General features: G+C 38.6%; 26 protein-coding genes. 15 read left to right on the plus strand and 11 right to left on the minus strand.

The window, feature by feature from the left end; translation table 11 throughout:
• The 3 genes from Q1K34_RS15740 to hemA form a co-directional block, all read right to left on the minus strand.
• On the minus strand, positions 1-617 hold a 617-nt coding region (locus tag Q1K34_RS15740), incomplete at its 3' end, for a uroporphyrinogen-III synthase (protein ID WP_300440993.1).
• Positions 618-620: 3 nt separating this feature from the next.
• Positions 621-1,538, minus strand: coding sequence for a hydroxymethylbilane synthase (gene hemC / locus Q1K34_RS15745; RefSeq protein ID WP_300440996.1), 918 nt, complete (start codon positions 1,536-1,538; stop codon positions 621-623).
• Positions 1,535-2,791: a glutamyl-tRNA reductase gene (gene hemA / locus Q1K34_RS15750; protein ID WP_300440999.1), complete on the minus strand. Its 1,257-nt coding sequence runs from the start codon at positions 2,789-2,791 to the stop codon at positions 1,535-1,537. Before hemA ends, hemC begins: the two co-directional genes overlap by 4 nt.
• Positions 2,792-2,992: 201 nt before the next feature.
• On the opposite strand from hemA, the gene Q1K34_RS15755 reads away from it, so the two are divergent.
• From Q1K34_RS15755 to Q1K34_RS15800, 10 genes are all read left to right on the plus strand, one after another.
• Complete coding sequence (locus tag Q1K34_RS15755) at positions 2,993-3,883, plus strand: AraC family transcriptional regulator (protein ID WP_300441001.1); 891 nt, start codon at positions 2,993-2,995, stop codon at positions 3,881-3,883.
• Positions 3,884-3,890: 7 nt separating this feature from the next.
• Positions 3,891-4,604 carry a ThuA domain-containing protein gene (locus tag Q1K34_RS15760; RefSeq protein WP_300441004.1) on the plus strand — a complete coding sequence of 238 codons (714 nt, stop codon included), beginning with the start codon at positions 3,891-3,893 and terminating at the stop codon, positions 4,602-4,604.
• A gap of 86 nt (positions 4,605-4,690) precedes the next feature.
• The gene (hemH, locus tag Q1K34_RS15765) at positions 4,691-5,725 is read left to right on the plus strand and encodes a ferrochelatase (RefSeq protein WP_300441008.1); all 1,035 of its coding nucleotides are present in this window, start codon (positions 4,691-4,693) and stop codon (positions 5,723-5,725) included.
• Positions 5,725-7,065 (plus strand): MATE family efflux transporter, encoded by a 1,341-nt coding sequence (locus Q1K34_RS15770; RefSeq protein WP_300441010.1) that lies wholly within the window; start codon positions 5,725-5,727, stop codon positions 7,063-7,065. Before hemH ends, Q1K34_RS15770 begins: the two co-directional genes overlap by 1 nt.
• A 60-nt stretch (positions 7,066-7,125) precedes the next feature.
• Positions 7,126-10,227, plus strand: coding sequence for a glycosyl hydrolase (locus Q1K34_RS15775; RefSeq protein WP_300441014.1), 3,102 nt, complete (start codon positions 7,126-7,128; stop codon positions 10,225-10,227).
• On the plus strand, positions 10,227-10,775 hold the full coding sequence (locus Q1K34_RS15780) for a CopD family protein (RefSeq protein ID WP_300441017.1): 549 nt from the start codon (positions 10,227-10,229) through the stop codon (positions 10,773-10,775). The genes Q1K34_RS15775 and Q1K34_RS15780 overlap by 1 nt, the downstream gene beginning before the upstream one ends.
• A 41-nt stretch (positions 10,776-10,816) precedes the next feature.
• Positions 10,817-12,271 (plus strand): ATP-binding protein, encoded by a 1,455-nt coding sequence (locus Q1K34_RS15785; protein WP_300441020.1) that lies wholly within the window; start codon positions 10,817-10,819, stop codon positions 12,269-12,271.
• 5 nt (positions 12,272-12,276) lie between these two features.
• The gene (locus Q1K34_RS15790; RefSeq protein WP_300441022.1) at positions 12,277-13,059 is read left to right on the plus strand and encodes an enoyl-CoA hydratase-related protein; all 783 of its coding nucleotides are present in this window, start codon (positions 12,277-12,279) and stop codon (positions 13,057-13,059) included.
• Positions 13,060-13,205: 146 nt separating this feature from the next.
• Positions 13,206-14,279, plus strand: coding sequence for a PA0069 family radical SAM protein (locus tag Q1K34_RS15795; protein WP_300441025.1), 1,074 nt, complete (start codon positions 13,206-13,208; stop codon positions 14,277-14,279).
• Positions 14,280-14,424: 145 nt separating this feature from the next.
• A complete protein-coding gene (locus Q1K34_RS15800; protein WP_300441028.1) occupies positions 14,425-15,207 on the plus strand; it encodes a DNA-formamidopyrimidine glycosylase family protein in 783 nt (260 codons plus the stop codon).
• 3 nt (positions 15,208-15,210) lie between these two features.
• On the opposite strand, the gene Q1K34_RS15805 is transcribed toward Q1K34_RS15800, so the two are convergent.
• The 3 genes from Q1K34_RS15805 to Q1K34_RS15815 form a co-directional block, all read right to left on the minus strand.
• On the minus strand, positions 15,211-15,864 hold the full coding sequence (locus tag Q1K34_RS15805; protein WP_300441030.1) for an HD domain-containing protein: 654 nt from the start codon (positions 15,862-15,864) through the stop codon (positions 15,211-15,213).
• Between the two features lie 10 nt (positions 15,865-15,874).
• Positions 15,875-16,606, minus strand: coding sequence for a lysophospholipid acyltransferase family protein (locus Q1K34_RS15810; RefSeq protein WP_300441033.1), 732 nt, complete (start codon positions 16,604-16,606; stop codon positions 15,875-15,877).
• Between the two features lie 213 nt (positions 16,607-16,819).
• Positions 16,820-17,230, minus strand: coding sequence for a BrxA/BrxB family bacilliredoxin (locus Q1K34_RS15815; protein WP_089666164.1), 411 nt, complete (start codon positions 17,228-17,230; stop codon positions 16,820-16,822).
• 259 nt (positions 17,231-17,489) lie between these two features.
• On the opposite strand from Q1K34_RS15815, the gene Q1K34_RS15820 reads away from it, so the two are divergent.
• Together Q1K34_RS15820 and Q1K34_RS15825 are read left to right on the plus strand one after the other, a co-directional pair.
• Positions 17,490-18,080, plus strand: coding sequence for a helix-turn-helix domain-containing protein (locus tag Q1K34_RS15820; protein ID WP_300441039.1), 591 nt, complete (start codon positions 17,490-17,492; stop codon positions 18,078-18,080).
• Positions 18,081-18,198: 118 nt separating this feature from the next.
• A complete protein-coding gene (locus tag Q1K34_RS15825) occupies positions 18,199-18,933 on the plus strand; it encodes a TerB family tellurite resistance protein (protein ID WP_300441042.1) in 735 nt (244 codons plus the stop codon).
• Positions 18,934-19,015: 82 nt separating this feature from the next.
• On the opposite strand, the gene Q1K34_RS15830 is transcribed toward Q1K34_RS15825, so the two are convergent.
• Positions 19,016-19,483: a thioredoxin fold domain-containing protein gene (locus Q1K34_RS15830; protein ID WP_300441045.1), complete on the minus strand. Its 468-nt coding sequence runs from the start codon at positions 19,481-19,483 to the stop codon at positions 19,016-19,018.
• 10 nt (positions 19,484-19,493) lie between these two features.
• Positions 19,494-21,851: a TonB-dependent receptor gene (locus Q1K34_RS15835; protein ID WP_300441048.1), complete on the minus strand. Its 2,358-nt coding sequence runs from the start codon at positions 21,849-21,851 to the stop codon at positions 19,494-19,496.
• 103 nt (positions 21,852-21,954) lie between these two features.
• Between Q1K34_RS15835 and Q1K34_RS15840 the strand changes: the two genes are divergently transcribed.
• The 3 genes from Q1K34_RS15840 to Q1K34_RS15850 are packed head-to-tail and all read left to right on the plus strand — an operon-like array spanning position 21,955 to position 23,974.
• Complete coding sequence (locus Q1K34_RS15840) at positions 21,955-22,611, plus strand: metal-dependent transcriptional regulator (protein ID WP_300441051.1); 657 nt, start codon at positions 21,955-21,957, stop codon at positions 22,609-22,611.
• A 1-nt stretch (position 22,612) separates the two neighbouring features.
• A complete protein-coding gene (locus Q1K34_RS15845; protein WP_300441054.1) occupies positions 22,613-23,434 on the plus strand; it encodes a ZIP family metal transporter in 822 nt (273 codons plus the stop codon).
• 51 nt (positions 23,435-23,485) lie between these two features.
• Positions 23,486-23,974, plus strand: coding sequence for a hypothetical protein (locus tag Q1K34_RS15850; protein ID WP_300441057.1), 489 nt, complete (start codon positions 23,486-23,488; stop codon positions 23,972-23,974).
• Here Q1K34_RS15850 and Q1K34_RS15855 read toward each other — a convergent pair.
• From Q1K34_RS15855 to Q1K34_RS15865, 3 genes are read right to left on the minus strand one after another with little or no spacing between them, the layout of a single operon-like run.
• Positions 23,971-24,120: a FeoB-associated Cys-rich membrane protein gene (locus Q1K34_RS15855; protein ID WP_300441059.1), complete on the minus strand. Its 150-nt coding sequence runs from the start codon at positions 24,118-24,120 to the stop codon at positions 23,971-23,973. The two genes, Q1K34_RS15850 and Q1K34_RS15855, sit on opposite strands and share 4 nt — an antisense overlap.
• A gap of 32 nt (positions 24,121-24,152) precedes the next feature.
• Complete coding sequence (gene feoB / locus Q1K34_RS15860) at positions 24,153-26,255, minus strand: ferrous iron transport protein B (protein WP_300441061.1); 2,103 nt, start codon at positions 26,253-26,255, stop codon at positions 24,153-24,155.
• Position 26,256: 1 nt separating this feature from the next.
• Complete coding sequence (locus tag Q1K34_RS15865; protein ID WP_011711045.1) at positions 26,257-26,487, minus strand: FeoA family protein; 231 nt, start codon at positions 26,485-26,487, stop codon at positions 26,257-26,259.
• Positions 26,488-26,490: the final 3 nt, after the last annotated feature.

The following is a 26,490-nucleotide window of genomic DNA, read 5'->3' on the forward strand; positions in this document are numbered from 1 at the left end:
ATCACATTTTCAATAGCCGGTTTTGTGGCTATTATTATATTCTCTGTGTGTTTTCTGGCTTCTGAAGCGGTTGTTTCCCCAATACAAAAAGCCGTGGTCTTTAACTGATTCTGGGCTGTATAACTTTGAACTCCGCTGGGACTGAAAAACATAATCCCATCAAATTGAGATTCAAATTTTTTAGGATTCAGCAGTGTTTCGTAAACTTCTATTTCAGTAAATTTAATACAGTTTTTTTTAAGTAAACCGGGTAATTCCTCCCGACGTTTATTTCCACTGAAAAAATGAAACCTTTCTTTTACGTGTCCACTAATTATTTTTTCGGCTAAGGCTTTAGCGTTATTTCCTTTTTCTTCAACAGAATATCCTTTTTTCGAAGCGAAGGCAGCAGTTTTATCTCCCACACAAAAGCACTTTTCAATACTAATATCTTTTCCTTCAATAGCTTTCATTGCATTTTTACTGGTAAAAATCGCATTTTTTATACATTGAGACTTTAAAGCAAAATCAATGAACTTAATAGAAATTGCGTTGAATTCCACAAAACTAATTCCGCTATTGAGCAACAACTCTTTTTGATTAACAGCCAGCTTTTTTGTGGAAAGAACCGTGGCCATAGATCAATTGTTTAGAAAAGATTTAATCTGGGCCATAAGCTCCTTACCACCATTTTCTAAAACTTCCAGCGCACATTCTCTGCCCATATTCTGAACTTGATTTATAGGAAGCGCTCTTTCTACTTCAATCTTTTGTTTTCCATCCAGGCTGAATAAAGCTCCGTGAAAATGGATATGATCATTCACTCTTTTGGCCAAAGCTCCTATCGGTGCGGTACAACCACCTTCCAGGACTTTTAGAAACTCTCTTTCAATATGTACGCAAAGCTTAGAATCCTCATGATTTAAAATCGCTAAGGCTTCCCGGCAGTAGTTATCTTTTTCCATAGCAACCACCAGCATTGCGCCCTGTGCAGGAGCGGGGATCATCCAGTTGAGGTCTATAAAATTTTCAGGTTTTATTTCGATGCGTTCCAGGCCGGCGGCAGCGAAAATTGCTCCGTCCCAGTTATTATCATTCAGCTTCTGCATGCGGGTGTTCACATTTCCACGAAGATCAACTACTTTATGTTTGGGGTATTTATGAAGCCACTGTGATTTTCTACGTAAACTACCTGTGGCAATAGTACCTTCTTGCGATTCCAGAAACTCAACTCCTTTATGGATAAGAATATCCTTGCTGCTAGCCCTTTTCATAACGGCGCCTTCCACGATTCCTTTGGGAAGAGCGGTGGGAACATCTTTCATAGAGTGAACGGCGATGTCTATTTCTCCCTTTATCATAGCAACGTCCAGGGTCTTCGTGAAAATTCCGGTGATGCCCATTTCGTACAATGGTTGATCCAGGTTGAGATCTCCGGTAGATTTTACAGGAACCAATTCAGTTTTATGACCTGTTTTTTCAAGAGCATTTTGAACTGTTTTGGCTTGCCATAGTGCTAACTCACTATCTCGCGTCCCAATTTTTATTACTTTGCTCATTTGGTAACTTCTTCAAGCTGAAAGACTTTTTGGATAAGTTCCAGGCTCTCATCGGTAGTTTCTGTATCTCCTTTTAGATGATTGGCAAAGTGTTTCATGATCTTTTGAATGATCCTGTTACTTACAATTTCAGCCTGTTCATCGTTAAAATCGGTTATTTTTTTTCGTTGAAAATCCAATTCAGCGTCTTTCATCATTCTCAGCTTTTTCTTTAAGGCTTTGATGGTTGGCGCGAATTTTCGGGTTTCCAGCCACTGGTTAAAATCTTCTTCCACTTCAGCGATGATTTCTTTTGCCTGCGGAATAAATTGCTTTCTTTTTTCCAAAGTTTCGTCGGTCATCTGAGAAAGATGATCTAAATGGATCAATTTTACATTTTCAAGTTCACGAACATCATCTGAAACATTTTTCGGAATGGAAAGATCCAACACCAGCAATTCTTTTTTAGGATAGATAAGTTCTTTAGAAATCGTAGGATTTTGAGCACCTGTGGCGACAATTAAAATGTCGCTGTTCCTTATTTCTGCCTGCAAGTCGGCATAATCCTTAACGATCAGGTTGAATTTCCCGGCGATCTTTTCAGCCTTATCTTTCGTACGATTTATTAAGGTAATATGATTATTTCGGGTATGTTTCACCAGGTTTTCACAGGTATTCCTCCCAATCTTACCGGTTCCAAAAAGTAAAATATTCTTTTCTGAAACATTTTCTATGTGCTTAAGTATATATTGAACCGAAGCGAATGAAACAGAAGTCGCTCCGCTGGAGATTTCCGTTTCGTTCTTGATACGCTTGCTTGCCTGAATTACTGCATTTACCAGTCGCTCTAAAAACGCATTGACCAACCCCAGTTTTTTAGATCTCACAAAAGCAACTTTCAACTGACTAATTATTTCAAAATCTCCCAGTATTTGGCTATCCAAACCAGTCCCTACGTTAAAAATGTGAGAGATCGCCTGCTTGTTTTTATACACATAAGCGACTTTCTCGAACTCCTCAACCGTGCCGTGAGTATGTTCGCAGAGTAATTTTATAAGCTGAAAAGGATGTTGCGCGAAACCGTAAATTTCAGTCCGGTTACAGGTAGAAGTTACTAATATAGCATCAATTCCTTCAGCTTTGGCCTGTTCAAGAAGCCTTTGCTTAGATGATTCGTCCAGGCTAAAATGGCCTCTTATTTCGGCATCGGCTTTTTTGTAACTTAAACCAATCGTATAAAAGTGCTTTCCTCTAGAAATATGATAATCCTCCATGTATCTGTTTAGGGAATACGGATGCAAAAATAGGATATGCCTAAACTAAAAAATAACGCTGGAAGCACTAAATGTATCGATAGATGATAATTATCATTAAAATAAGCAGGGAAATTCCAAAATCCCGTACTTTTGTAGTAATAATAGCTTATACAAGGCTTTTAGTTTAGATTGATTCTAAATAATTAAAAATCTGGTTTCATGGAAGATCGATTAAAAAATATCGCTGTAAGTATCTCTGAAGAGATAAAAATCGAGGATGGATTTTATATACTAAAGTTTCAAAACGATACTTCTAACGTTAAAATTATGTCCCGGGATATAGATAATAGCTTTATCCAGTTTCATTTTAATGTGAAGGGAAACAGTAAATTTTTGTTCAACAATGGTAATTACGAATTGCCGCTCCTGGAAGAAAACTCCTTATTGCTTTATAATCCTCAGCGGGACCTGCCATTGAATGTTTCTTTAGAATCTGAGTCCTGGCTTGTTTCACTGGTAATTTCGATCAAAAAATTTCATGCCTTGTTTTCTCAGGAAGCAGATTATATCACCTTTTTAAGTTCAGATAATAAGGATAAGAAATATTATAAGGATGCACCGGTTTCTCCGTCTATGGCCGTAGTGCTGAACCAGCTAATGAACTTTAATTTAACGCCAAGCATTAAAAACCTCTATTTTAAGGCGAAAGCGTTTGAATTATTAAGTCTGTATTTTAATAAGGCTGAAAATCCAGATCTGGAACAATGTCCTTTTTTAAGTGATGAAGAGAATATTAAAAAAATAAGAAAAGCAAAGGATATCGTTATTTCCCGAATGGCTGAACCGCCTTCTCTTCAGGAACTTTCAGATGAAATAGGTCTAAGCCTTAAAAAGCTGAAAGAAGGTTTTAAACAGATTTATGGAGATTCTGTGTATAGTTTTCTGTTTGATTATAAAATGGAATATGCGCGAAAATTGCTGGAAACCGGAGAATATAATGTGAATGAAGTCGGCCTGAAGGTAGGTTATAGCACTGCCAGTCATTTTATAGCCGGCTTTAAAAAGAAATTTGGAACCACTCCAAAAAAATATACACTCTCAGTAAATTGATCTAATTATGCGGTACTTAATTGTTGTTTTTGTTCTTCTCTTTGGGGTGAAACTACAGTCTCAGGATAAACAGGTATTAATTTTTTCCAAAACCGAGGGCTTCAGGCATAATTCCATTGAAACCGGTATTCAGGCAATACAGGAAATAGGCGACGCGCTCAATTTTAAAAGTATCACCAGCCAGGATAGCAGGTTTTTTACTGAAAATGATATGAGCAAGATAAACCTCGTGATATTCTTAAATACCACCGGCGATATTTTGAATATGGAAGAACAGACAGCATTTCAGAATTATATGGATAATGGTGGAAATTTCTTCGGAATACATGCCGCAGCAGATACAGAATTTAACTGGAACTGGTATGGGGATTTGGTGGGCGCTTATTTCAAAGGTCATCCAGAAATACAGGAAGCGGTCATCAATGTGAAAATGCCACAGCATCCTACAGTTGAACATTTAAGGGATAATACCTGGAAAAGAACCGATGAATGGTATAATTATAAGGATATTGCAAACGGGCTTAATGTTCTTTTAAGCCTGGATGATACTTCTTATTCAGGAGGTGAAAACGGAGATTTTCATCCTATTGCCTGGTATCAGAATTATCGCGGTGGTGGAGTTTCAATTTATACCGGGGGAGGTCATACGATAGAATCTTATTCTGAACCGAATTTTCGGGAACATTTGCGCAAATGTATTGAATTTGCTTTGGGCAACTAAGCCTTATCAAATCATAGAAAACTCCAATTGAAAAGTGAAGAGTAGAAGTAGAGAGAATATTATTTTTGAGCTGAAAAAGAAAAATTATGAGTAAAGGTGTACTGCTCGTCAACCTTGGGTCTCCAGATAGTACCGACCCAAAAGATGTAAAAAGATATCTTGGTGAATTTTTAATGGATGAACGGGTGATAGACGTACCGCTCTGGGCCCGGACACTTTTGGTAAAAGGAATCGTCTTAAATACCCGACCAAAAAAATCGGCTGAAGCTTATCAAAAAATATGGTGGGAAGAAGGCTCTCCATTAATCGTACTTTCAGAAAGATTACAGGCGAAAATAGACGATCAAACCTCGGTTCCAATTTCGCTGGCAATGCGTTATGGAAAACCTGGTATTAAACAGGGAATGCAGGAATTGCACGATCAGGGAATAGATGAGGTATTGCTCTTTCCATTATACCCGCAATTTGCCATGGCAACTACAGAAACCATACTGGTGTTGGCCGAGGAACTTAGAAAGGAACATTTTCCCAATATGAGCTTTACTACCGTTCCACCTTTTTATAATCATTCAGATTATATAAGAACTCTGGCAAATAGTATTTCAGAATCCTTACAGGATAAGGAATATGAGCATATTCTTTTTTCTTATCACGGGGTGCCTGAACGGCATATTAGAAAAAGTGACATCACCAACTCACATTGTAAAATTGACGGCTCCTGTTGCCAGACTGCCTCTACAGCACATCAATTTTGTTATCGTCACCAATGTTATGAAACCACCAGGTTGGTTGCTGAATATCTGGAATTAAAACCGAATACCTACAGCGTTTCCTTTCAATCCCGACTTGGTTTCGACCCATGGTTAAAGCCTTATACAGACCGTACGATAGAAAGGTTTGGAAAACAGGGAATGAAGAAGCTCGCAGTGGTAACTCCGGCTTTTGTATCTGACTGCCTGGAGACACTGGAGGAAATAGCAATGGAAGGAGAAGAGATCTTTCATGAAGTGGGAGGTGAGAAATTTACCGTAGTTCCCTGTTTAAATGACAGGGAGGAATGGGTAAAAGTCCTTTCCCGATGGATTGACGAATGGGCACATCAAAAGTCTGTTGAAGCTTAATGGCTCGTAAGAATTCAAGAGAACTGGGAGAAAAACCCATTGGTAAACTTTTGATACAACAAGCGCTTCCAGCTTCGGTAGGAATTCTTGTAATGTCGCTGAATGTTCTGGTAGATACTATTTTCGTTGGGAATTGGATTGGACCCATTGCGATTGCGGCGATTAATGTGGTACTTCCGGTTTCATTCTTCATTGCAGCGCTTGGAATGGCCATAGGTATTGGTGGGTCATCTATAATTTCCAGGGCTTTAGGTGCTGAAGATCAGCCAAAAGCTTTAAAAACTTTTGGAAACCAGATAACTCTCACAATTTTACTGGCCATAGCGCTGGTAGTGCCAGGGCTTATTTTTGTGGACGATCTAATTCCTGCTTTTGGGGGCAAAGGGGAAATTTTTGATCCTGCCAAGATCTATTATATCATTGTTTTATGTGGAGTACCTTTTCTGGCTTTGGCCATGATGGGTAATAATGTGATTCGGGCTGAAGGGAAACCACGTTTCGCGATGACAGCCATGATCATCCCTTCCGTTGTAAACCTAATTCTTGATTATATTCTTATCAACCAACTGAATATGGGCATGGAAGGTGCAGCTTTGGCTACCACTGCATCTTACTTATGCTGCCTTGGGTATATTATCTGGTTCTTTCTTTCTAAAAATTCAGAACTGAAGATTAGCGCAGCCCATTTTCGACTGGATTTTCCAATCTTAAAGGAAATTTCTTCTCTCGGAGTGGTTACTCTGGCACGGCAGGCGGTGGTAAGTGTCACTTATCTTTTAATGAACAATATCCTTTTTGATTTGGGCGGAGCAGAATTAGTGACCGTATATGCAATTATTGCCCGTATGCTTATGTTCGCTCTGTTTCCGGTATTAGGAGTGACCCAGGGTTTTCTGCCAATTGCCGGGTTTAATTATGGCGCGGGTAAATATCCCCGGGTTAGAAAAAGCATCAATACCGCTATTTTATATTCCTGTATTATGGGTTTAATGATCTTCCTTGGGATCATGTTTTTTGCACCGGGTATCGTCAGAATTTTTACTTCTGAAGCTTCAATAATAGAACAAACACCCTCAGCAATGCGCTGGGTATTTGCTGCGATTCCCATTGTGGCAGTTCAGCTTATTGGTGCAGCATATTTTCAGGCTATAGGAAAAGCGGTTCCCGCATTCCTGCTTACATTATCCAGGCAGGGTTTTATTTTTATTCCGTTGATTTTAATTTTACCCATTTACTATGGGGAAATTGGGGTATGGATTTCTTTTCCAATAGCCGATGTTCTTAGTACTATAGTGACGGCCTTTTTTTTGAATAGGGAGATAGTAAAAACTCTTAAATAAGCCGGTATTTTAAAATTCACTTAAATCCTTATCTTTAAAGCCAATCAAACCTGAATTTCTATGAATAAAATTGTACTTCAGATAAGCATTTTTATATGCTTTTTACTTAGCGGAATTTTTACCGAACATGCTTTTGCTCAGAACTATGATGAGAAATTATATGATGCCCTGGAATATCGATTGATAGGTCCGTTTCGTGGTGGAAGAAGTGCTGCAGTAACTGGTGTTCCCGGGGAGCCAAATCTTTATTATTTTGGAGCTGCCGGTGGAGGTGTATGGAAAACTGAAAATGGCGGAAGAAGCTGGGAAAATATTTCTGATGGATTTTTTGGTGGTTCCATAGGTGCGATTGAAGTAGCCAAAGATGATCCCAATGTGATCTATGTAGGCGGTGGAGAAAAGACGGTTAGAGGGAATGTTTCTTCTGGCTACGGAATCTGGAAAACGGAAGATGCCGGAAAGACATGGCAAAAAGCGGGATTAGAAAAAAGTCGGCACGTATCAAGGATAGCTACACATCCTAAAGATTATAATACAGCTTATGCAGCGGTGCTTGGTAATATTTATAAACCTACGGAAGAACGTGGGGTTTACAAAACGACCGATGGTGGAAAGAACTGGGAAAAAGTGCTTTTTTCGAATGATCAGTCAGGGGCAGTAGATCTAATCATGGATCCTAATAATCCAAGGATTTTATATGCGTCTACCTGGAATGTTCAAAGAACTCCCTATAGCTTAAGCAGTGGAGGAGAGGGTTCAGCCCTTTGGAAAAGTACCGATAGCGGAGAAACGTGGAATGAAATTTCTAAAAATAAAGGTTTTCCTCAGGATACTTTAGGAATTATTGGGGTTACAGTTTCACCGGCAAACAGCGAACGGGTGTGGGCTATTGTTGAAAATAAGGAAAATGGAGGTGTATATAGAAGTGATGATGGAGGGGAAACCTGGGATCATATAAACGATGACCGAAGCCTGAGACAACGTGCATGGTACTATACCAGAATATATGCCGATTCCAGGGATGAAGATGTAGTGTATGTATTAAATGTGAGCTATCATAAAAGTACCGATGGAGGTAGAACTTTTGAATCTGATAGGGCGCCACATGGAGACCATCATGACCTCTGGATTGCGCCGGAAGATCCGCAGCGGATGATCATGGGAGACGATGGTGGAGCCCAGGTAACTTATGATGCAGGGGAAACCTGGAGTACTTATCACAACCAGCCAACGGCCCAGTTTTATAGAGTGACTACAGATAATGCATTTCCGTATCGTATTTATGCGGCACAGCAGGACAACTCTACGGTTCGAATTCCTCACAGAACTGAAGGCGGTAATATTGATGAAAATGACTGGGAATCAACCGCAGGAGGTGAAAGTGCCCATATAGCAGTAGATCCTGAAAATAGTGATATCGTTTACGGAGGTAGTTATGATGGGTTCTTAACCCGCTATAATCACGAAACAGGAACGGTGCGAAGTGTAAGCGTATGGCCAGATAATCCCATGGGCCATGGAGCAGAAGACCTGAAATACAGGTTCCAATGGAATTTCCCTATATTTTTCTCTCCTCATAACCCGGATAAATTGTACACGGCTTCCAATCATCTTCATGTAACTACTAATGAAGGAGAGAGCTGGAAAGAAATAAGTCCTGATCTTACCCGTAACGATAAATCCAAACAGAAATCTTCGGGTGGTCCTATCACCCAGGATAATACATCTGTAGAATATTATAGTACGATCTTCGCTGCTGCCGAATCTCCCGGGACTCCGGGCTTATTATGGACGGGTAGTGATGACGGCCTGATCCATGTATCAAAAGATGCTGGTGAAACCTGGCATGATGTAACTCCCAAGGGAATGCCGGAGTGGATGATGATCAACAGCGTGGAACCCTCTTCATTTGATCCCGGAACTGCCTATGTAGCAGGAACACGATATAAGTTAGGAGATTTTACTCCATATCTTTATAAAACAACCAATTATGGTGAAACCTGGAAAAAAATAACCAATGGAATCCCGGAGGAGCATTTTACCCGGGTGTTAAGGGAAGACCCAAAACAACAAGGCTTATTATATGCAGGAACAGAAACTGGAATGTATATTTCTTTTGATGATGGTGCAAACTGGAAACCTTTTCAGTTGAATCTGCCGATAGTTCCCATTACAGATCTCGCTATTAAAGATAATAACCTAATCGTAGCGACTCAGGGAAGAAGCCTGTGGATCCTTGATGATTTGTCCTTAATACATCAGTTATCTGAAGTTGAAAAAAAGGAAAACATACTTTTTAAGCCGAAAGACAGCTACAGGATGGGTGGTAGTTCCTCTAAATCACAAACAGCCGGCACCAATCATCCTTCCGGTGTCGTTACTTATTTTTATCTGAAGGATCCTGAAGAGAAGAAAGTTAAAATAAGTTATCTGGATGCCTCCAATGATACTATTCAAAGTTTTAGTACCGATGCTGAAAAGAATAAGCTGGAAGTAAGCGAGGGTGCAAATATGCATACCTGGAATATGCGTGGAGAAGGAGCTGAAAAACTTGATGGAATGATCCTGTGGTGGGCAAGTACCGATGCGCCACAAGCCGTTCCGGGAGATTACAAAGTAGTTTTGGAAATTGGCAATGAAGTTTTAGCAGAGGAATTCAAAATTTTACCTGATGAAAATGCAGAAGCTGATATTACCGGAATGCAGCAACAATATGATTTCATTAGCAGTGTGAATAAAACGGTGGATAAAGCACATAAATCCATCAGTAAAATGAGAAAAGTAGATGCACAACTAAAGGATTTTCAGAAGCAATATAAAGGAAATGAAAAAGTGGAACCGCTACTCGAAAAAGCAAAGAAACTCAGCGAGCAGCTTTCTGAAATTGAAAATGAATTATATCAGACTAAAAATAGAAGTAACCAGGATCCTTTGAATTTTCCGATAAAACTTACGAATAAACTGGCACATTTAAACAGCCTGGTAGGAATGGACGATTTTCCACCTACCACACAGGATATTCAGGTAAAAAATGAACTTACTGTAAAAGTCAATGCTCAACTGGATAGTTTTAATAATTTGCTTGAAAACGAAGTGAGGGAATTCAATGAACAATTTAACAAGTTGGACCTGAATTACCTATTTGTTGAAGCTGAAGATTAATGGAATACTATAATTATATAAAAGCACTGCATTTGATCTTTGTGATCACCTGGTTTGCAGGTTTATTCTATATTCCACGCCTCTTTATATATCATATTGAAGCAAATAATAAAGGGGAGCCGGAAAGGTCTATTTTGTTAAAGCAATTAAAACTGATGGCAAAACGGCTTTGGTTTATCATCACCTGGCCTTCAGCGGTACTGGCAAGTTTTTTTGCTTTTCTTCTGCTATTTTTGATTCCGGAATGGCTTCAGCAGCCATGGATGCACGTAAAACTCGGTTTTGTGGTATTGCTGTTTGCCTACCACATCAAATGTCATTTCATTTTTAAGCAGCTTCAGAAGGATGTCGTGAAATGGACCTCAAACCAAATGAGGATCTGGAATGAAGGCTCTACCTTAATTCTTTTTTCAGTAATATTTCTGGTGATCGTGAGGGATGCGCTCAACTGGATATATGGTGTGCTTGGAATTTTCTTGCTGGGCATCATGCTTATGTTGGGAATTAAACTCTACAAAAGAATACGCGCTAAAAATCCAGATGCCTGAAATGGTGCGATAATTGTAAACAATGTGGCAAGCTAGCGCATATGAGACTGCTTAAGTTATCCTTACGAACCCGAATTTTTATCTCCATGATTTTATTGGTGCTGGGCGCCTCTATTTTGATATTTGGGGTAACTGTATATCAATACAAACAGGAAGCTGAAAATTACCATAAAGAGCGTTTGGAGAGAAAGCAGAAGGCAATTCTTGAAAATATCAAATTTGTACTGGCCAGTACCACTTATGTGATAGATACTGAAAATCTTGAACCAATTTTCAATGAACGTCATAAAATTGACGAGATGGCTGAGGTTCATGAAATGCAGATTCATATTTATGATCTCGAGGGACATCTCATTATTAAATCTGACGAATCCTTTTTTAAGGATACTACGGAAGTAAAAATCCCTAAAGAAACTCTGGATAAGCTGGATGCAACTTCAGATAAGAGATATTTAAAAAAGACCGAGATAAATGGTCAGAAATACCAATCTTCCTACAGTTATATAACCGATCATAGATTTAAACCCCTGGCAATTCTTTATTTGCCATATCTCCAGGATGATAGTTTGCTTAATCGCGACCTCAATAATTTCCTGGTAAGAATGGCTGAGGTTTATCTGTTTATGTTGTTAATTGCCATTATTCTTTCATTCTTCCTTTCGAAATATATCACGAAATCCCTGAAGATAATTTCTGAAAAGATCAATCAAACCAGGCTTGATAAACGGAATCAGAAAATTGAACTTTCCAATGCTACCGAAGAAATTTATGCACTGGTGTCGGCTTATAACAGTATGATAGATGAACTTGAAGAAAGTGCAGTAAAACTTGCTACAAGCGAACGCGAACAGGCCTGGAGGGAAATGGCAAAACAGGTGGCGCACGAGATTAAGAACCCGTTAACGCCTATGAGGTTGAGCGTGCAGAGTTTTCAGCGGAATTTTGATAAAGATGATCCTGAGATTCAACAGAAAGTTGATGAATACAGCAATACGCTAATCAACCAGATAGATACCATGAGTTCTATCGCTTCGGCTTTTTCAAATTTTGCGAAGATGCCCGCACAGCAAAATGAAACTCTTAATGTACCGAAAATAGTAAAACTGGCACTGGATATCTTTAACGAAAGGTATATTGAATTTAAATCTGAAAAAGAGGAGATCCTGGCTAAATTTGACAGGACTCAGTTGATTAGAGTAGTTACCAATTTAGTGAAGAATGCCACCCAGGCACTAAAAGATGTGGAAGATCCACATATATTGGTCATGGTGGAAGAGGAAGAAGATATGGTTTGCGTCTCGGTTTCAGATAACGGATCTGGAATTTCAGAAGAGAATAAAGACAAGGTTTTCGAGCCAAAGTTTACTACTAAGTCAAGCGGAATGGGCCTTGGTTTGGCTATGGTAAAAAATATTGTAGAAACCTATAATGGAACAATTAGCTTTGTCTCTAAACAAAATAAAGGAACTATATTTAACGTAAGATTTCCAAAATAAAATTTATGAGCTATCAGAATATTTTAGAGAATATTGAGGATAATATTCTTACAATTACAATCAACCGACCAAAAAAATTAAATGCGCTTAACCGCGAGACCATTCAGGAGCTGCACAATGCTTTTAAATCTGCCAAAACCAATGAGGAGGTAAAAGTAGTTATTATTACCGGAAGCGGTGAAAAAGCTTTTGTAGCTGGCGCAGATATAAGTGAGTTTGCCGATTATTCACCAAAAGAAGGCAAGAGACTGGCCGCAGATGGTCAGGAAAAGTTATTCAATTATGTGGCGAATTTTCCAAAACCGGTAATCGCCGCTGTGAATGGCTTTGCACTGGGCGGCGGACTCGAATTGGCTATGGCTGCACATTTTAGAATTGCCAGTGAAAATGCGAAAATGGGATTGCCAGAGGTTTCTCTGGGACTCATTCCGGGATATGGAGGTACCCAACGTTTACCTCAATTAGTCGGAAAAGGCCGTGCTATGGAAATGATCATGACTGCAGGAATGATAGATGCAAGCCAGGCTCTACAATATAATCTGGTAAATCATGTAACGGAAGTGGATGAATTAATAGAGTTTACTGAAAATATGGCCGGGAAGATTATGAAAAATTCTACTGTTGCAGTTTCTGCAGCCATCAAGGCGGTGAACGCAAATTATGAAGATGGAGTGAATGGTTTTGAAACCGAAATCAATGAATTTGGACGCTCCTTTGGAACAGATGATTTTAAAGAAGGGACTTCAGCATTCCTGGGTAAGCGAAAAGCTGATTTTCCTGGTAAATAGGAAATTTAAAAGAGGTAATTTTTTAGGTTTTCGTCAAGCTGAATTTGTTTAACATGACTTGGAGAAAATTTTCAGTTGCCTCCTTTTTTATGTTATTTATATTGGAAATAATCCTATAAAAAGGAAAAATTCCATATTTTTGCTTTATGTCTTCGCAAGAATTTATAAAAGGGAGAGGAGCACAGGTAAATGTTTCCAATCGGTTTCATGAGCATAGTCATGAAATGCGGGATGATTTTCTTAATTTTTGTGCTGCGGAAGGAGAAGAATCCAGGGAATCTAAAACTACGATCATTGAAACCTTCCCAAAAACCATTATCAATAAGGTGACAAGTCCAGATGTGGGAATGGAATATTCTCTGAATCCATACCAGGGTTGTGAACATGGTTGTATTTATTGTTATGCTCGAAATTCCCATGAATATTGGGGTTATAGTGCCGGGCTGGATTTTGAACAAAAAATCCTGGTAAAAAGGAATGCAATTGAACTTTTAGAAAAAAAGCTGAGCAGTAAAAAATGGAAAGCCAAACCCATCGTACTTTCTGGAAATACCGACTGTTACCAGCCTGTTGAAAAGAAATTAAAGATCACCCGCAGTTTATTGCAAACTTTTTTGAAATACCGGCATCCTGTAGGGATGATCACCAAAAATGCGCTTATCCAGAGAGATATTGATATCCTAAAAGAATTGGCGCATGACAATTTGATTCACGTAAGTATCTCCATTACCTCTCTTAGAGAAGAAACCCGCAGAATTTTAGAACCGCGAACGGCTTCCATAAAAAAGAGACTGGAAACTGTAGAAAAACTTTCCGCAGCAAATATTCCGGTAAGCGTAATGATGGCACCCATTATTCCTTCAATTAATAATCATGAGATTTTACCTCTGGTGAAAGAAGTTGCCGAAAGGGGCGCTTTAGGAGTGGGATATACTATTGTTAGACTGAATGGTGCAATTGGGCAGATATTTTCAGACTGGATAAGAAAAGCATTACCAGACAGGGCCGAAAAAGTATTGCATCAAATTGAAAATATTCACGGTGGAAGCCTAAATGATAGTCGGTTTGGAACACGGATGAAGGGAGAAGGCGAATTTGCAGATCAGGTAAAACAGCAATTTAAAATCGCTAAAAAATTATATTTAAAAGACAGGGAAAGACCTCAACTCAACTGTAAACTTCATGAAGAATTTAAAGATGGCCAGATGAAGCTTTTTTGATGCTTTATTCAAATTTTAGTTGGGTTTACTGCTTATGCTGAACTTGTTTTAGAAAGTTAGTTTGTAATTCTGTGAATGGACCTTTGAACCTTTTCAGACTGATATTAAATTTGATAACTTAACAACATAAACTAAACATAGTGAAATGCCTGAATTACCAGAAGTCGCTTACCAGAAGATATACGTTGATTCTACCAGTTTGCACCAAAAAATAGTGAAAGTTGACCTTGGTGCAGAAAAGATCTTTCAATCACCTAAGAAAGATTTTAAAGAAGTTTTGATGAATAATGAATTTGTTTCTACTTCGCAGATTGGGAAATACCTGTTACTGGAAATGAAGGAACATGGTTTTCTGGTGATCCATTTTGGAATGACAGGAAAAATGGATTATTTCCAGCATGACGAGATCCATAAACATGCGCAGTTAACACTTAATTTCGAAAATGGTGGTAAACTATCTTTTATCTGTCCAAGGAAATTCGGTAAACTATTCTTAACAGATAGTATTGAAGATTTCAGAAAGGAAAAGAACCTGGGGCCTCATGCTTCTGACCTTAATAAAGTGGAATTTCTGGAATTATTCAAAAGGAAAAAAGGAAGTATAAAAACTGCTCTAATGGATCAGTCATTTATCGCCGGACTGGGAAATTTATATGTAGATGAAGTGCTCTATCATAGCGGTATTCATCCTAAATCCAAAGCTGAAAAGCTTAGCGAAGATGAGCTGGAGAAAATGTATAAAAATATGGTGAATGTTCTGGAAACGGTTACCAAAAGTAAGACCGAAGGTACTTCTTTACCTGAGACCTTTCTGCGTCCTCACAGAACCGAAGGCGATGATTGTCCAAAATGCAGCGGTAAGATCAAAATGATCAAGATAGGAGGAAGAAGCACTTATTTTTGCCCTGCATGTCAGGAAGAGAAATAGCAGTTATTTCTCCCCATTCCACTCAGCATAGAATTGTTCAAGATAACCTTCCATAAATCGATGACGTGCTTCAGCAATTTTTTTTCCGGTGGCAGTATTCATCCGGTTCTTTAGAAGCAGTAATTTTTCATAAAAATGATTGATGGTGGGAGCATTCGAAGCTTTATATTCTTCTTTGGTCATATCTAGATTTGGCTTGATCGCTGGATCATAAAGTGCTCTTCCTTTAAATCCGCCGTAATTGAAAGTACGGGCAATACCAATGGCTCCAATCGCATCCAACCTATCGGCATCCTGAACGATATCAAGCTCTACGGAAGTAAATTTCTGTTCTATATTTCCTCCTTTAAAGGAAATATTATTAATGATATTGATCACGTGATCTATCACTTCCTCGGAAGCTTCCTGGGATTTTAAAAAATCTGAAGCTATTCTTGGGCCTATAGCTTCATCTCCGCCGTGAAATTTTGAATCGGCGATATCGTGTAGCAGCGCCCCTAATTCCACTATTTCTAGATTTGCTTTTTCACCTTTAGCAATAAGACGGGAATTATTAAGAACTCTTTCAATGTGAAACCAGTCGTGACCGCCTTCAGCCCCTTGAAGGGTTTCTTGAACAAATTTGATCGTATTATCGATCAATATATTTTCAGACATAAATTTTTGATTATCTAATATCAGCGGTGATTGTCCTTTCTACCAAAGCGGCCAGAGCTTCAGGATCCTGATTCCCAATTTCTATAGGTTCATGGGTTTTCAATTGAACATTTACTCCAAGATCGATGGGGAAATTACCATGCTTAAAAAGCTTCCAGGAATTATTAATGGTAATGGGAACTATTACGGCTTCAGGTAGCTTTTTAAATAGCATCATCATTCCATTTTTTCTAAACTCTTTGGGTGCGCCGGTTCTACTGCGGGTTCCTTCAGGAAATATAACGGCAGACCTTTTGGTTTCCTTCAGGTAATCTCCAAATTTGCTCATTTTGATAAGGGATTCTCGTCGGTTCTTTCGGTCTATTAAAACGGAGCCACCGTGCCTAAGGTTGAAGGAAATACTGGGAATTCCTCTTCCCAGTTCCTTTTTACTAACAAATTTAGGATGATGTTTTCTGAAATACCAGATAATTGGAGGGATATCATACATTCCCTGGTGATTTGCCACAAAGATGCAGGTCCTGTTTACCGGAATATTATATTCATTTTCAACAGAGAAGCCAGTGCCGAGTATGTTAAGGCAACGAAGTAGGCAAAAATTGAAAATATCCACGCTCTTTTTATGCGCCTGGTAACCACTTAAATTCAGGCATAACCATTGTATAGGGTGGAAAATGAGCATGCTAAGAAAAAAGAAAATATAGAAAATAACCGATAAGGGATAGGAAAAAAATCTTTTCATCTTAAATTAAAAGTACAAAAATAAGTTTTTTGAGATATGCGCATAAAAAAAGCTGTCTATTAAGTCGAAGAACGTCATCCTGAATTTATTTCAGGACCTTACCTAATTGAAAATCAAGATCAATTAGAAGCTGAAACAATCCCGAAAGCTTTCGGGACAGCTTGACGAAATAAGGACATTACAGACAGCCTTTATTTTACTAAGTACTGAAAATTAGCAAAATTCGTTATAAGCACCAATAAGGTTTTCTGCGATCATATCTGCAGGGCGGCCTTCAATATGGTGACGCTCTAGCATATGAACCAATTCACCATCTTTAAACAATGCCATAGACGGGGAAGAAGGAGGGAAAGGCACCATTAGGTCTCTGGCTTTCTCCGTCGCTTCTTTATCTACTCCTGCAAAAACGGTTACCAGGTTGTCTGGCTTTTTCGCATTCTGCAAAGACATTCTTGCTCCCGGACGTGCGTTGGCTGCAGCACAACCACAAACTGAATTCACCACAACCAGGGTAGTTCCCTTAAGTTCCATTGCCTTTTCAACATCTTCTACGGTGTGTAATTCCTGAAAACCAATACTCGTAAGATCTTCTCTCATTGGTTTTACTAAATCTGCTGGATACATATATATTCTATTTTTTATATTAAACTTTAGTGAGATACAAAGATACCAAATTAAGTTCAGCTGGGCATATCTCAAATTACTATGTACGAATAGGTTCAATTTATAAGTCTGTCACAAATTATAGCTGAAAATATTAAGAATTATCAGGTGCTTCACCGTAGAAACGAAGCATTTCAAATAAATGTCATAGAAATGGCGTAATATAGTCATAGCTCAGAAAGCAGGAATACTTTACTTTTGAGCACAATATAAATCAGTAATGATCTTATCACAAAAAATTAAAGACTTTAGGATTAAATCAGGGATGTCCCAGGAAGCTTTGGCGGCGAAATCAGGAGTAAGTTTGAGAACTATTCAAAGGATCGAGAATAACGAGACCTCTCCCAGAGGCGACACCTTGAAAAGGATCTCCAGCGCCTTAGGAATTTCCACTGAAGATTTTATTAATGTTGATAAGAAGAAAGATAAAAATTACCTCGTTCTGCTGGGGTTATCGCCTCTTTCCTTTCTGGTCTTTCCGTTATTCGGTATTATAGCTCCCTTACTAATGTGGCTTTTTAAGAGAAACGATCTAAGAAACGTAAATAAAATTGGAAAAATAGTAATGGACTTTCAAATTTCTTTGATTATTTTGATTCTTGTCATCTATGCGTTGATAATTGTATTCCTCATTTTAGGTGTTTCATTTAACCTGTTAAGTACAAATACAACACTTTTCACCTGGCAGAGTTTTTATTTAATTGCGATTCTTTTCTACGTTTATAATACAATAAGCATTTTATTCAATTCGCTACGAATTAAAAAAGGAAGTTCGCTGATCTATTTTCCATCTTTTAAAATCCTAACCTAAAATTCTAAGATTAAATTATAACCTGCCGGAATCATTTAAGCAAAGTATGAAGCTGTAATACATAGTTTGCCAATTAAATATTGAAAATACTATCTTAGCGGCAAAAGAAAATTGCCCAATGATCAAATGGCTTGCCGCAGTGCTGGGATATATGTACTTCAGGTTTCCTGGCGCTATTTTAGGTTTTATTATAGGTTCCCTTTTGGATAACTATATCCGGTCTTCTGGAGGTATTTTTAACTCGATGACGGGGGAGAAAAAGCAGCGAGTTTCCCCAGGTGATTTTGAACTGAACCTATTATCCCTTAGTTCCATTGTTATTAAGGCAGACGGAAATGTTTCGCAACAGGAACTGGATTATGTTAGGTCTTATTTTATTCAGGCTTATGGGAAGGAACGTGCCAATGCTACCTTTAAGACCTTTAACGAAGTTGTTAAAAACAGGCAGGTTTCGGCTTCGAATATTTCCAGATATCTCGCCGCCAGGACCAAATATCCTACCAGACTTCAAATTATACATTTCCTTTTTGGGATTGCACAGGCAGATGGCCGCGTAAGTGAAGCTGAAGCTAAGGTAATAAACGATATTGCGGGTTATCTCCAAATTGGCAGAAGGGATTTTGAAAGTATCAAGGCGATGTTCTTTAAAAATACAGATTCTGCCTATACCATTCTTGAAATCGATAAATCTGCCAGTGATGCTGAAGTAAAAAAAGCATATCGAAAAATGGCTAAAAAATACCATCCCGATAAACTGGGCCATATGGACGAGGCTTACCGTAAAGGAGCTCAGGAGAAATTTACGAAGGTTCAGGAAGCTTACGAGCAGATACAAAAAGAAAGAGGTATATAAAAAAGCCTCCCGATGTATCACCGAAAGGCTTTTACCCAGATTTAATTATGAAAAACCCCTTTGTCAATAGATTAATCTGGATTTAAATTTTGATCAAAATTTTTAATTTCTCTGACGTGAGATACTCATAACTTTTTCTACGAACTTTAAACTCTTCATCAAGTACCAGGATCACGGGAAATGAAATTGGTTTCTCCTTGCGGTTTGCCAGCAGTAACGGGATTTGATGTATTCCGTTTCTCATCGTTTTAGCCTGTTCATTGGTGAAGGTCTGTCCATCAAATTCAATATCTTCAGTACTTTCAGCATTCATTTTAACCGCATAGTAATCATTATTTAAGGCGGAAACGATCTCTGAATCTTTAAAAGCGTGCTTTTCCATCTTTTTGCAATACACACACCAATCGGTATAGAAATATATCACTACAGGTTTTACCTCTTCTTTCAGTGACTCTTCCAGTTTTTCAAAACCTATCCAGTTGACCCCCCCCTCCTGGGCCTGAATTTTCGTGAATCCGATTAAAAAAAGAAAGACTATTAAATGTTTCATTGCTTAAGGTTTAATTGTGAAGATTTCCAAATTTAATTCCGAAGAAAAAAGTACGGGGCCTTGAAGGTCCATAGATGTAATCTGAATCTCGTGTAGGGCCCGAGTCAAAATCATCCTGATAAGCGTTGAACACATTCTGGACACCCGTACTTAGGTTGATGTGGAAATTCTCAGTAATATCTAAATGCTGAGTCAGTTTTAAGTTCATGTCCCAAAAAGTAGGAGATTCGCGCAGGTCTAAAAACCCATTAGGATTTATCACCCTTGGGATGGTCATTTTTCCAGTATAAGTTCCCGTAAGATCCAGGGTAAATCCTTCGAATGGTGCTGTATTAACATTTAAATACCCATAAAAATCTGGATTTCTTACAAATTCGCTAATCCTAATATCTTCTTCGGTGGTCGATGCGGGATCGGCTTCAAATAAAATTTGATCTTCCTTATATATTGATTGCTGATAGGTTCCTCCCAGTTGAAAGGTTAAGTCTGAAGAAGGGGAAACTCCAATTTCAAAATTTGTACCTGTTACATAAGCACCACTTCCGTTTCTAACTTCTTTCAGAATAGAGCCATTGGGAAGACTTGCACCGGTACTCACGGTGGTAAAGGGATTTTTTAATTCGGTATAAAAACCTTCCAGAAGAAAATCAGTTTGAAGTTTATTGATGCTCTTTGAATAATTGAAAGATGCGGTATAAGCATTAGAAAATTCTGTCTCAAGATCTTCGGAAAGAATCACGAATTGAGGTTCTCCACCAACAGATGATATATGCAGATCTTCATTAAATGCTTGTGGCGCTCTAAAACCACGGGCATAGCCTCCGCGAAACTGTAATTCCTCAGTAATATCATACAATAAAGTTATTCGCGGACTTAATACGGTTTCATCAATTTGCGATTCCCGTTGTATATCTTCCACAGCATAATTTCCAGAAACATTGATGTGATCAAGCCTTGCGCCTATAAGCGCTGTAAACTTCTCCACAGGCTTCCATTCATATTGGGCAAAAGCAGCATAAGAATTCACTGCTTGATCTATAAATCGTTGGTAACCTGAAATGTCATCTTCGGTATTGCTGTGATTATATTCTATTCCGGTAGTTAACACGTCCTCATTTTTAAAATTTCTGGTGAATTGAAAACCTCCTAATAGCGCCAAATCCTTAGTATTTCCGTAAGCGTTTGATGCTGAAGTACTATCCTGGGAAGTTCTGCCACCACCAAGGCCTCCGTAATAACTTTTTCTGTCTGTATGTTGTCCTGAAACATATACAGAGTAATTATTGGTCATTTCGGTATTTGAGAAATCATAAGTGAGTCCGCCAATAAAAGTGTTATGGTCTAATTCTTCGGTAATATCGGTTAAATGCGGAGCCAGTTCCAGGCGATCGCCACCTCTTCTATATTCCTTGAGCGCTGTAAGGTCCAGTGTAATTTTACTTAATTCGTTAGGTTTTAGAAAGGCTTTAGCGCCCAGGGTATTATTGGTAAGTTCAGTTATTTCCGTAAATCCGTCTCCGTTAGCATCAAATGCAGAACGTTCGCGATTCATCCCGTAGATAGTAACCCCGCTATTTAGATCTTCAGTAACCACCGAACCTGCGAAATTCAGAGTGCGATCTGGAATTTCACCATTTATAAGAGAAAGATTACTGGCAATATTCCAGGTATTCAATACCGGCTCTTTAGTGATAATATTTACGGTCCCTGCAATAGCATTAGACCCAAATAGGGCTGATCCACCACTACGAACAACCTCTACTCTATCCAGAATAGAAGTAGGAATTTGTTCTAACCCATAAACGCTATTCAAAGCACTAAAGACAGACCGGCTATTAATCAAGACCTGAGTGTAACTTCCGTCAAGTCCGTTTAACCTCACCTGGGTAAATCCACAATTCTGGCAATTGGTTTCCACCCGCACCCCAGGCTGAAAATTCAAAGTCTCAGCTACTGAAACTGATTGAGTGGCATTAAAAAGTTTGGAATTAAGAACATTTACGATAACAGGGGCGTCTTTCAAATTTATTCTGTTTCTAGTGGCACTAATCACCACCTGATCCAGCCCCAAAGCATCTTCCTGCAATTCGATAATAAGTTTTTTATTCTCGTAATCAACCGGGTTAATGGAAAGCTGTCGTGTTTTAAAACCTATCGCCTGGATATTAAGGTTCACTTTTTCTGCTTCTAACTGAATGGAAAATTCCCCCTGAAGATTGGCACTTGTCCCCTGATTGGTACCTGAAACCGAAATATTCGCAAAAGGAACCGGTTTTTGTTCGTGCATCACCACGCCTTTTAAAGGTCCATTTTGAGCCCCAAGAGCTGTAATAAACAACATTAAACTTATCCTCAATAAATTCTTCATTCAAATTAATTTTAAGCAAAGGTATAAAAATAATTTAGACTCATCTAAACAATTGATTAATTGAATTAAAAAATGTATTTTTGACCTAATTAAAATTAATTTCATGTTTAGCTTATCTGAAGAAAACTACTTAAAGGCCATTTTTCATTTACAATCAGCCTACAAAAGTGGAGTAAGTACGAACGCGCTTGCAGAGGAAATGCAAACCAAGGCATCTTCGGTAACAGATATGGTGAAGAGGCTTTCAGACAAAGACCTGGTGAACTATAAAAAGTACCAGGGGGTTAAATTAAGTGAAGCCGGAAAAAACGCAGCCATTGAGGTGATTAGAAAACACCGACTTTGGGAAGTTTTTCTGGTAGATAAGCTTGGTTTTAACTGGGATGAAGTTCATGAAGTAGCAGAACAACTGGAACATATAAAATCTGAAAAACTTACCAATCAGCTGGATAAGTTCCTGGAATATCCTAAAAGGGATCCTCATGGGGATCCTATCCCAGATTCTCAGGGCAATTTTAGTGTTGCAAACCGTGTCCTCTTATCAGAACTTAAAAAAGGGGAAACCGGTATTTGTGTTGGGGTGAAAGATTCTTCTGCAGAATTTCTCCAATATCTAGATAAAAACAAAATTTCCCTGGGCAAGGAAATATATATTCTGGAAAAGGAAGATTTTGACCAGTCTATGCTTATAAAAATGGATGGAAATGAACTAAGGATCTCCAACCAAATATCAACTAACCTATTTATTAAAACAATTTAAAATGAACAATATTATAGACTTTTTTGAGTCATTGGATCCCGTTTATGCAGCTTTTCTTGCTACTTTGTTTACCTGGGGACTTACCGCTTTGGGAGCTTCACTGGTATTTCTTTTTAAAGGAATGAACCGGGCATTTTTTGATGGAATGTTAGGTTTTACCGGGGGTGTAATGGTGGCAGCCAGTTTCTGGAGCCTGCTCGCTCCGGGGATTGAAATGAGTCCCGGGGAAGGTTTTGAAAAAGTAGTGCCCGCTTTGGTGGGATTTGGGTTAGGTGCTTTTTTTATATTCGGTCTTGATAAAATTCTTCCGCATTTACACGTGAATTTTAAAATGAGCGAATCTGAAGGGATCAAAACACCCTGGCATAAATCAGTTTTATTGACCTTGGCCATTACCCTTCACAATATTCCTGAAGGGCTTGCCGTAGGAGTGCTGTTTGGAGGTGTTGCTGCCGGTTTTGAAGGAGCCAGTATTGGTGGTGCCGTGGCGCTTGCCCTTGGAATTGGATTACAGAACTTTCCAGAAGGATTTGCAGTTGCCATGCCGCTACGAAGACAGGGCCTTAGCCGATGGAAAAGTTTTAATTACGGTCAAATGTCGGCAATCGTAGAACCTATTGCTGCAGTATTGGGGGCATGGGCAGTATTGACCTTTGAACCTATTTTACCTTACGCATTATGTTTTGCAGCAGGAGCTATGATCTTTGTGGTGGTAGAAGAAGTAGTGCCGGAAGCCCAGCAGGGAAATTTCACCGATATTTCCACGATGGGATTCATCGGAGGATTTATGATTATGATGACCTTAGACGTTGGCCTGTCCTAGAACCTTTTGCAACGTATGGATTTTTAATTCGTCTTTATTATAAAGACTTTTATGAAAATAAACTTGCTTTTTCTAGCTCTGTTTCTCGCAGTTTTGATGCGGGGTCAGGAATCTGAAACTACAGAAAATAATACCTGGAATGTTCAGTTTTGTATAGGAGACAGCCTGCGGTTAGGTGAAAAATCAATTAAATTCAAGAAATTAATTTCAGATTCCAGATGTCCAAAAGGAGATGCCATAACCTGTATTTGGGCCGGTGAGGTTATAGTACTGATGGAGTTCTACCAAAATGGAAAATTACAGGGTGCAAAGCAAATTACTGGTTCCAATATTTTGCTGGAAGATATTTATATAGATGGAAAAATAGTTGAAAAGAAAATACCTCTCAAATCTAACATTTCAATATCAGAATTTTTTGATGAAGAAAATCTGGCGATCAAAGCTTTGGTTGTATCACCATATCCCACGGCAGGTAGAAAGATATCTTCAGAAGAATATAGACTTGATTTAATTATTTCAGAAAAAGTAAAAACAGATTAATCGCCACAACCGCAGTCTGAAACCCCGCAAGAGCCAGATTTCTTTTTGCCTCCTAAAAATGCCGGCTTCCAGACGAATTTGGTAATAATATAGCCTACAGCGATTAGAAAAGTTATAAAGACCAATATTTCCTGTAAAAGTTCCATATAATCTACGTCGTTTTTAATTCTATTCCTTACTATTTTAAAAGTTGAAATGCTATAAGTGCAACTACATAAGCAAAGCCACTCATTATAATTAATTGCAATAATGGCCATTTCCAGGTGTTGGTTTCCCGTTTAACGATAGCAAGCGTACTCATACATTGCAGGGCAAATGCATAGAATAATAATAGACTTACCCCGCTGGCAAAAGTAAACAGGGGACCCCCCAATACCGGGTTCGTTTCCGCAGCCATTCTATTTTTTATCGTTTCTTCTTCGTCACTTCCAACGCTGTATATCGTTGCCAGCGTACCTACAAATACTTCCCTCGCAGCAAATGAACTAATAATGGCAATTCCTATTTTCCAGTCATAGCCTAATGGAGCAACTGCCGGCTCAATTCCTCTTCCCATAATCCCGATATAGGAATTTTTTAATTTAAAAGAAGCGATCTCCTCGTCTAATTCGCTTTGGGTTATAGAACTTTCAGAATCATATTTAGAAGTAACGATTTCTTCAGCATTCTCAAAATTATCTCCTGGGCCATAACTCGCCAGAACCCATAAGATCACAGAAATTGCCAGGATTATTTTACCGGCTCCAAAAACAAAGGATTTTGTTTTTTCAACTACATTGATCAGTACGTTTTTGATCATGGGTAGTTTGTAATTGGGCATTTCAATTACAAAATAGCTCTTCGCCTGTGTTTTCATGATCTTGTTAAGGATCCATGCTGAAAAAATAGCCATTCCAAAACCTAATAGATACAGGATCATAAGAGTAATCCCCTGTAGATTCAGGCCTAAATAGGTTTCATCTGGGATTACCAGAGCAATAATGATGAGATATACCGGTAATCTTGCTGAACAGGTAGTAAAAGGAACTACCAGAATGGTGATTAAACGCTCTTTCCAATGTTCAATATTTCTAGTGGCCATAACTGCCGGAATCGCACAGGCTGTACCGGAAACCAGCGGAACTACACTTTTCCCGCTTAAGCCAAAACGGCGCATGATCCTGTCCATTAAAAAAACCACCCTACTCATATATCCGGATTCTTCCAGAATAGAGATGAAGAGAAAGAGAAAGGCAATTTGTGGAATAAAGATCACGATCCCGCCCAGGCCAGGAACAATTCCCTCGGCTATCAAACTGGTAAAGGCTCCATTAGGAAAGGTGTTTTTCGTCCATTCGCTTAGCGCGGCAAAAGCCGTATCGATCATATCCATTGGATAGCTGGACCAGCTATAGATTGCCTGGAAGATCAATAATAAGATTCCGAAGAAAATAACATAGCCCCAAACTTTGTGCGTTAAAGTCCTGTCTAATCTTGATCTAAGGTCGGTAGCGGCATTTTTATCAACCACCATGGTTTCACGTAAAACCCCATTGATAAACTGGTAACGTAAAATCGTTTCCTTTTGCTGAAGTCTTTTAAGGTCACTGACCGATTTTGTATTAAAATCTGAGTTATTCTTTAATTCACCGCGATTAATATTCCCAAAGTTGACATCCTGAGTGATAACCAGCCATAATTTGTATAAAGACTGATTTGGGAATGCTTTTCTCAGATTTCCAAAATACTCTGGATCTATGATGGAGGCATTTACGCAAGGATCTACCGGAAGATGGCGATAGTTTAAAATAAGTTCTTTTAGGTGATCAATCCCCATGCGTTTACGGGCGCTAACCAGGGCGATTTTTGTTTTAAGCCGTTCCTCCAGCAGTTCTGTATCAAGGCTAATTCCCTTTCTATCCATCCTGTCGGCCATATTTATTGCCAAGATAGTTGGAATACCAAGATCTTTAATCTGGGTAAATAATAGTAGGTTTCTTTTAAGATTTTCCACATCGCTTACTACCACAGCAACATCAGGGAAATCTTTGTCATTTTTATTCAGGAGTAGTTCAATTACTACATTCTCGTCAACAGAAGAAGCATTCAGGCTATAAGTTCCGGGAAGGTCTAGGATATGCGCTTTTAAGCCCCGGGGAAGCTTACAAATTCCTTCTTTTTTTTCAACGGTAATCCCAGGATAGTTACCAACCTTTTGGTTAAGGCCTGTTAATTGATTAAATACAGAAGTCTTACCGGTATTGGGGTTTCCAATTAAAGCAACATTAATTTGCTTACCCATATTAGCCTATTAATTCAATTTCTATTAGCAGTGCTGTTTCCTTCCTTATTGCCAGATGACTCCCATTTATATTAAGGTACATAGGATCATGGAATGGGGCGGTTTGAACGAGCTCTACTTCGTTTCCGGGAAGGCAACCCATTTCAAGAAGCTTTAGAGGTACCATATCTGCAGAGAATTCCTTGATAATTCCACGCTGACCTCTTTTTAAATTAGCTACCGTTACCTTCACTTT

Origin of the sequence: Christiangramia sp., assembly GCF_029937855.1 — a bacterium.
Lineage (GTDB): Bacteria > Bacteroidota > Bacteroidia > Flavobacteriales > Flavobacteriaceae > Christiangramia.

Bases quoted from the DNA above. Each gene is read 5' to 3' on its own strand.
- Q1K34_RS15790 (WP_300441022.1), top strand. From the start codon at position 12,277: ATGAGCTATCAGAATATTTTAGAGAATATTGAGGATAATATTCTTACA.
- Q1K34_RS15800 (WP_300441028.1), top strand. From the start codon at position 14,425: ATGCCTGAATTACCAGAAGTCGCTTACCAGAAGATATACGTTGATTCT.
- Q1K34_RS15830 (WP_300441045.1), bottom strand. From the start codon at position 19,483: ATGAAACATTTAATAGTCTTTCTTTTTTTAATCGGATTCACGAAAATT.
- Q1K34_RS15785 (WP_300441020.1), top strand. From the start codon at position 10,817: ATGAGACTGCTTAAGTTATCCTTACGAACCCGAATTTTTATCTCCATG.
- Q1K34_RS15855 (WP_300441059.1), bottom strand. From the start codon at position 24,120: ATGGAACTTTTACAGGAAATATTGGTCTTTATAACTTTTCTAATCGCT.
- Q1K34_RS15780 (WP_300441017.1), top strand. From the start codon at position 10,227: ATGGAATACTATAATTATATAAAAGCACTGCATTTGATCTTTGTGATC.
- Q1K34_RS15850 (WP_300441057.1), top strand. From the start codon at position 23,486: ATGAAAATAAACTTGCTTTTTCTAGCTCTGTTTCTCGCAGTTTTGATG.
- Q1K34_RS15775 (WP_300441014.1), top strand. From the start codon at position 7,126: ATGAATAAAATTGTACTTCAGATAAGCATTTTTATATGCTTTTTACTT.
- Q1K34_RS15840 (WP_300441051.1), top strand. From the start codon at position 21,955: ATGTTTAGCTTATCTGAAGAAAACTACTTAAAGGCCATTTTTCATTTA.
- Q1K34_RS15795 (WP_300441025.1), top strand. From the start codon at position 13,206: ATGTCTTCGCAAGAATTTATAAAAGGGAGAGGAGCACAGGTAAATGTT.
- Q1K34_RS15755 (WP_300441001.1), top strand. From the start codon at position 2,993: ATGGAAGATCGATTAAAAAATATCGCTGTAAGTATCTCTGAAGAGATA.
- Q1K34_RS15770 (WP_300441010.1), top strand. From the start codon at position 5,725: ATGGCTCGTAAGAATTCAAGAGAACTGGGAGAAAAACCCATTGGTAAA.
- Q1K34_RS15760 (WP_300441004.1), top strand. From the start codon at position 3,891: ATGCGGTACTTAATTGTTGTTTTTGTTCTTCTCTTTGGGGTGAAACTA.
- hemH (WP_300441008.1), top strand. From the start codon at position 4,691: ATGAGTAAAGGTGTACTGCTCGTCAACCTTGGGTCTCCAGATAGTACC.
- Q1K34_RS15845 (WP_300441054.1), top strand. From the start codon at position 22,613: ATGAACAATATTATAGACTTTTTTGAGTCATTGGATCCCGTTTATGCA.
- hemC (WP_300440996.1), bottom strand. From the start codon at position 1,538: ATGAGCAAAGTAATAAAAATTGGGACGCGAGATAGTGAGTTAGCACTA.
- Q1K34_RS15820 (WP_300441039.1), top strand. From the start codon at position 17,490: ATGATCTTATCACAAAAAATTAAAGACTTTAGGATTAAATCAGGGATG.
- hemA (WP_300440999.1), bottom strand. From the start codon at position 2,791: ATGGAGGATTATCATATTTCTAGAGGAAAGCACTTTTATACGATTGGT.
- feoB (WP_300441061.1), bottom strand. From the start codon at position 26,255: ATGGGTAAGCAAATTAATGTTGCTTTAATTGGAAACCCCAATACCGGT.
- Q1K34_RS15810 (WP_300441033.1), bottom strand. From the start codon at position 16,606: ATGAAAAGATTTTTTTCCTATCCCTTATCGGTTATTTTCTATATTTTC.
- Q1K34_RS15835 (WP_300441048.1), bottom strand. From the start codon at position 21,851: ATGAAGAATTTATTGAGGATAAGTTTAATGTTGTTTATTACAGCTCTT.
- Q1K34_RS15815 (WP_089666164.1), bottom strand. From the start codon at position 17,230: ATGTATCCAGCAGATTTAGTAAAACCAATGAGAGAAGATCTTACGAGT.
- Q1K34_RS15805 (WP_300441030.1), bottom strand. From the start codon at position 15,864: ATGTCTGAAAATATATTGATCGATAATACGATCAAATTTGTTCAAGAA.
- Q1K34_RS15825 (WP_300441042.1), top strand. From the start codon at position 18,199: ATGATCAAATGGCTTGCCGCAGTGCTGGGATATATGTACTTCAGGTTT.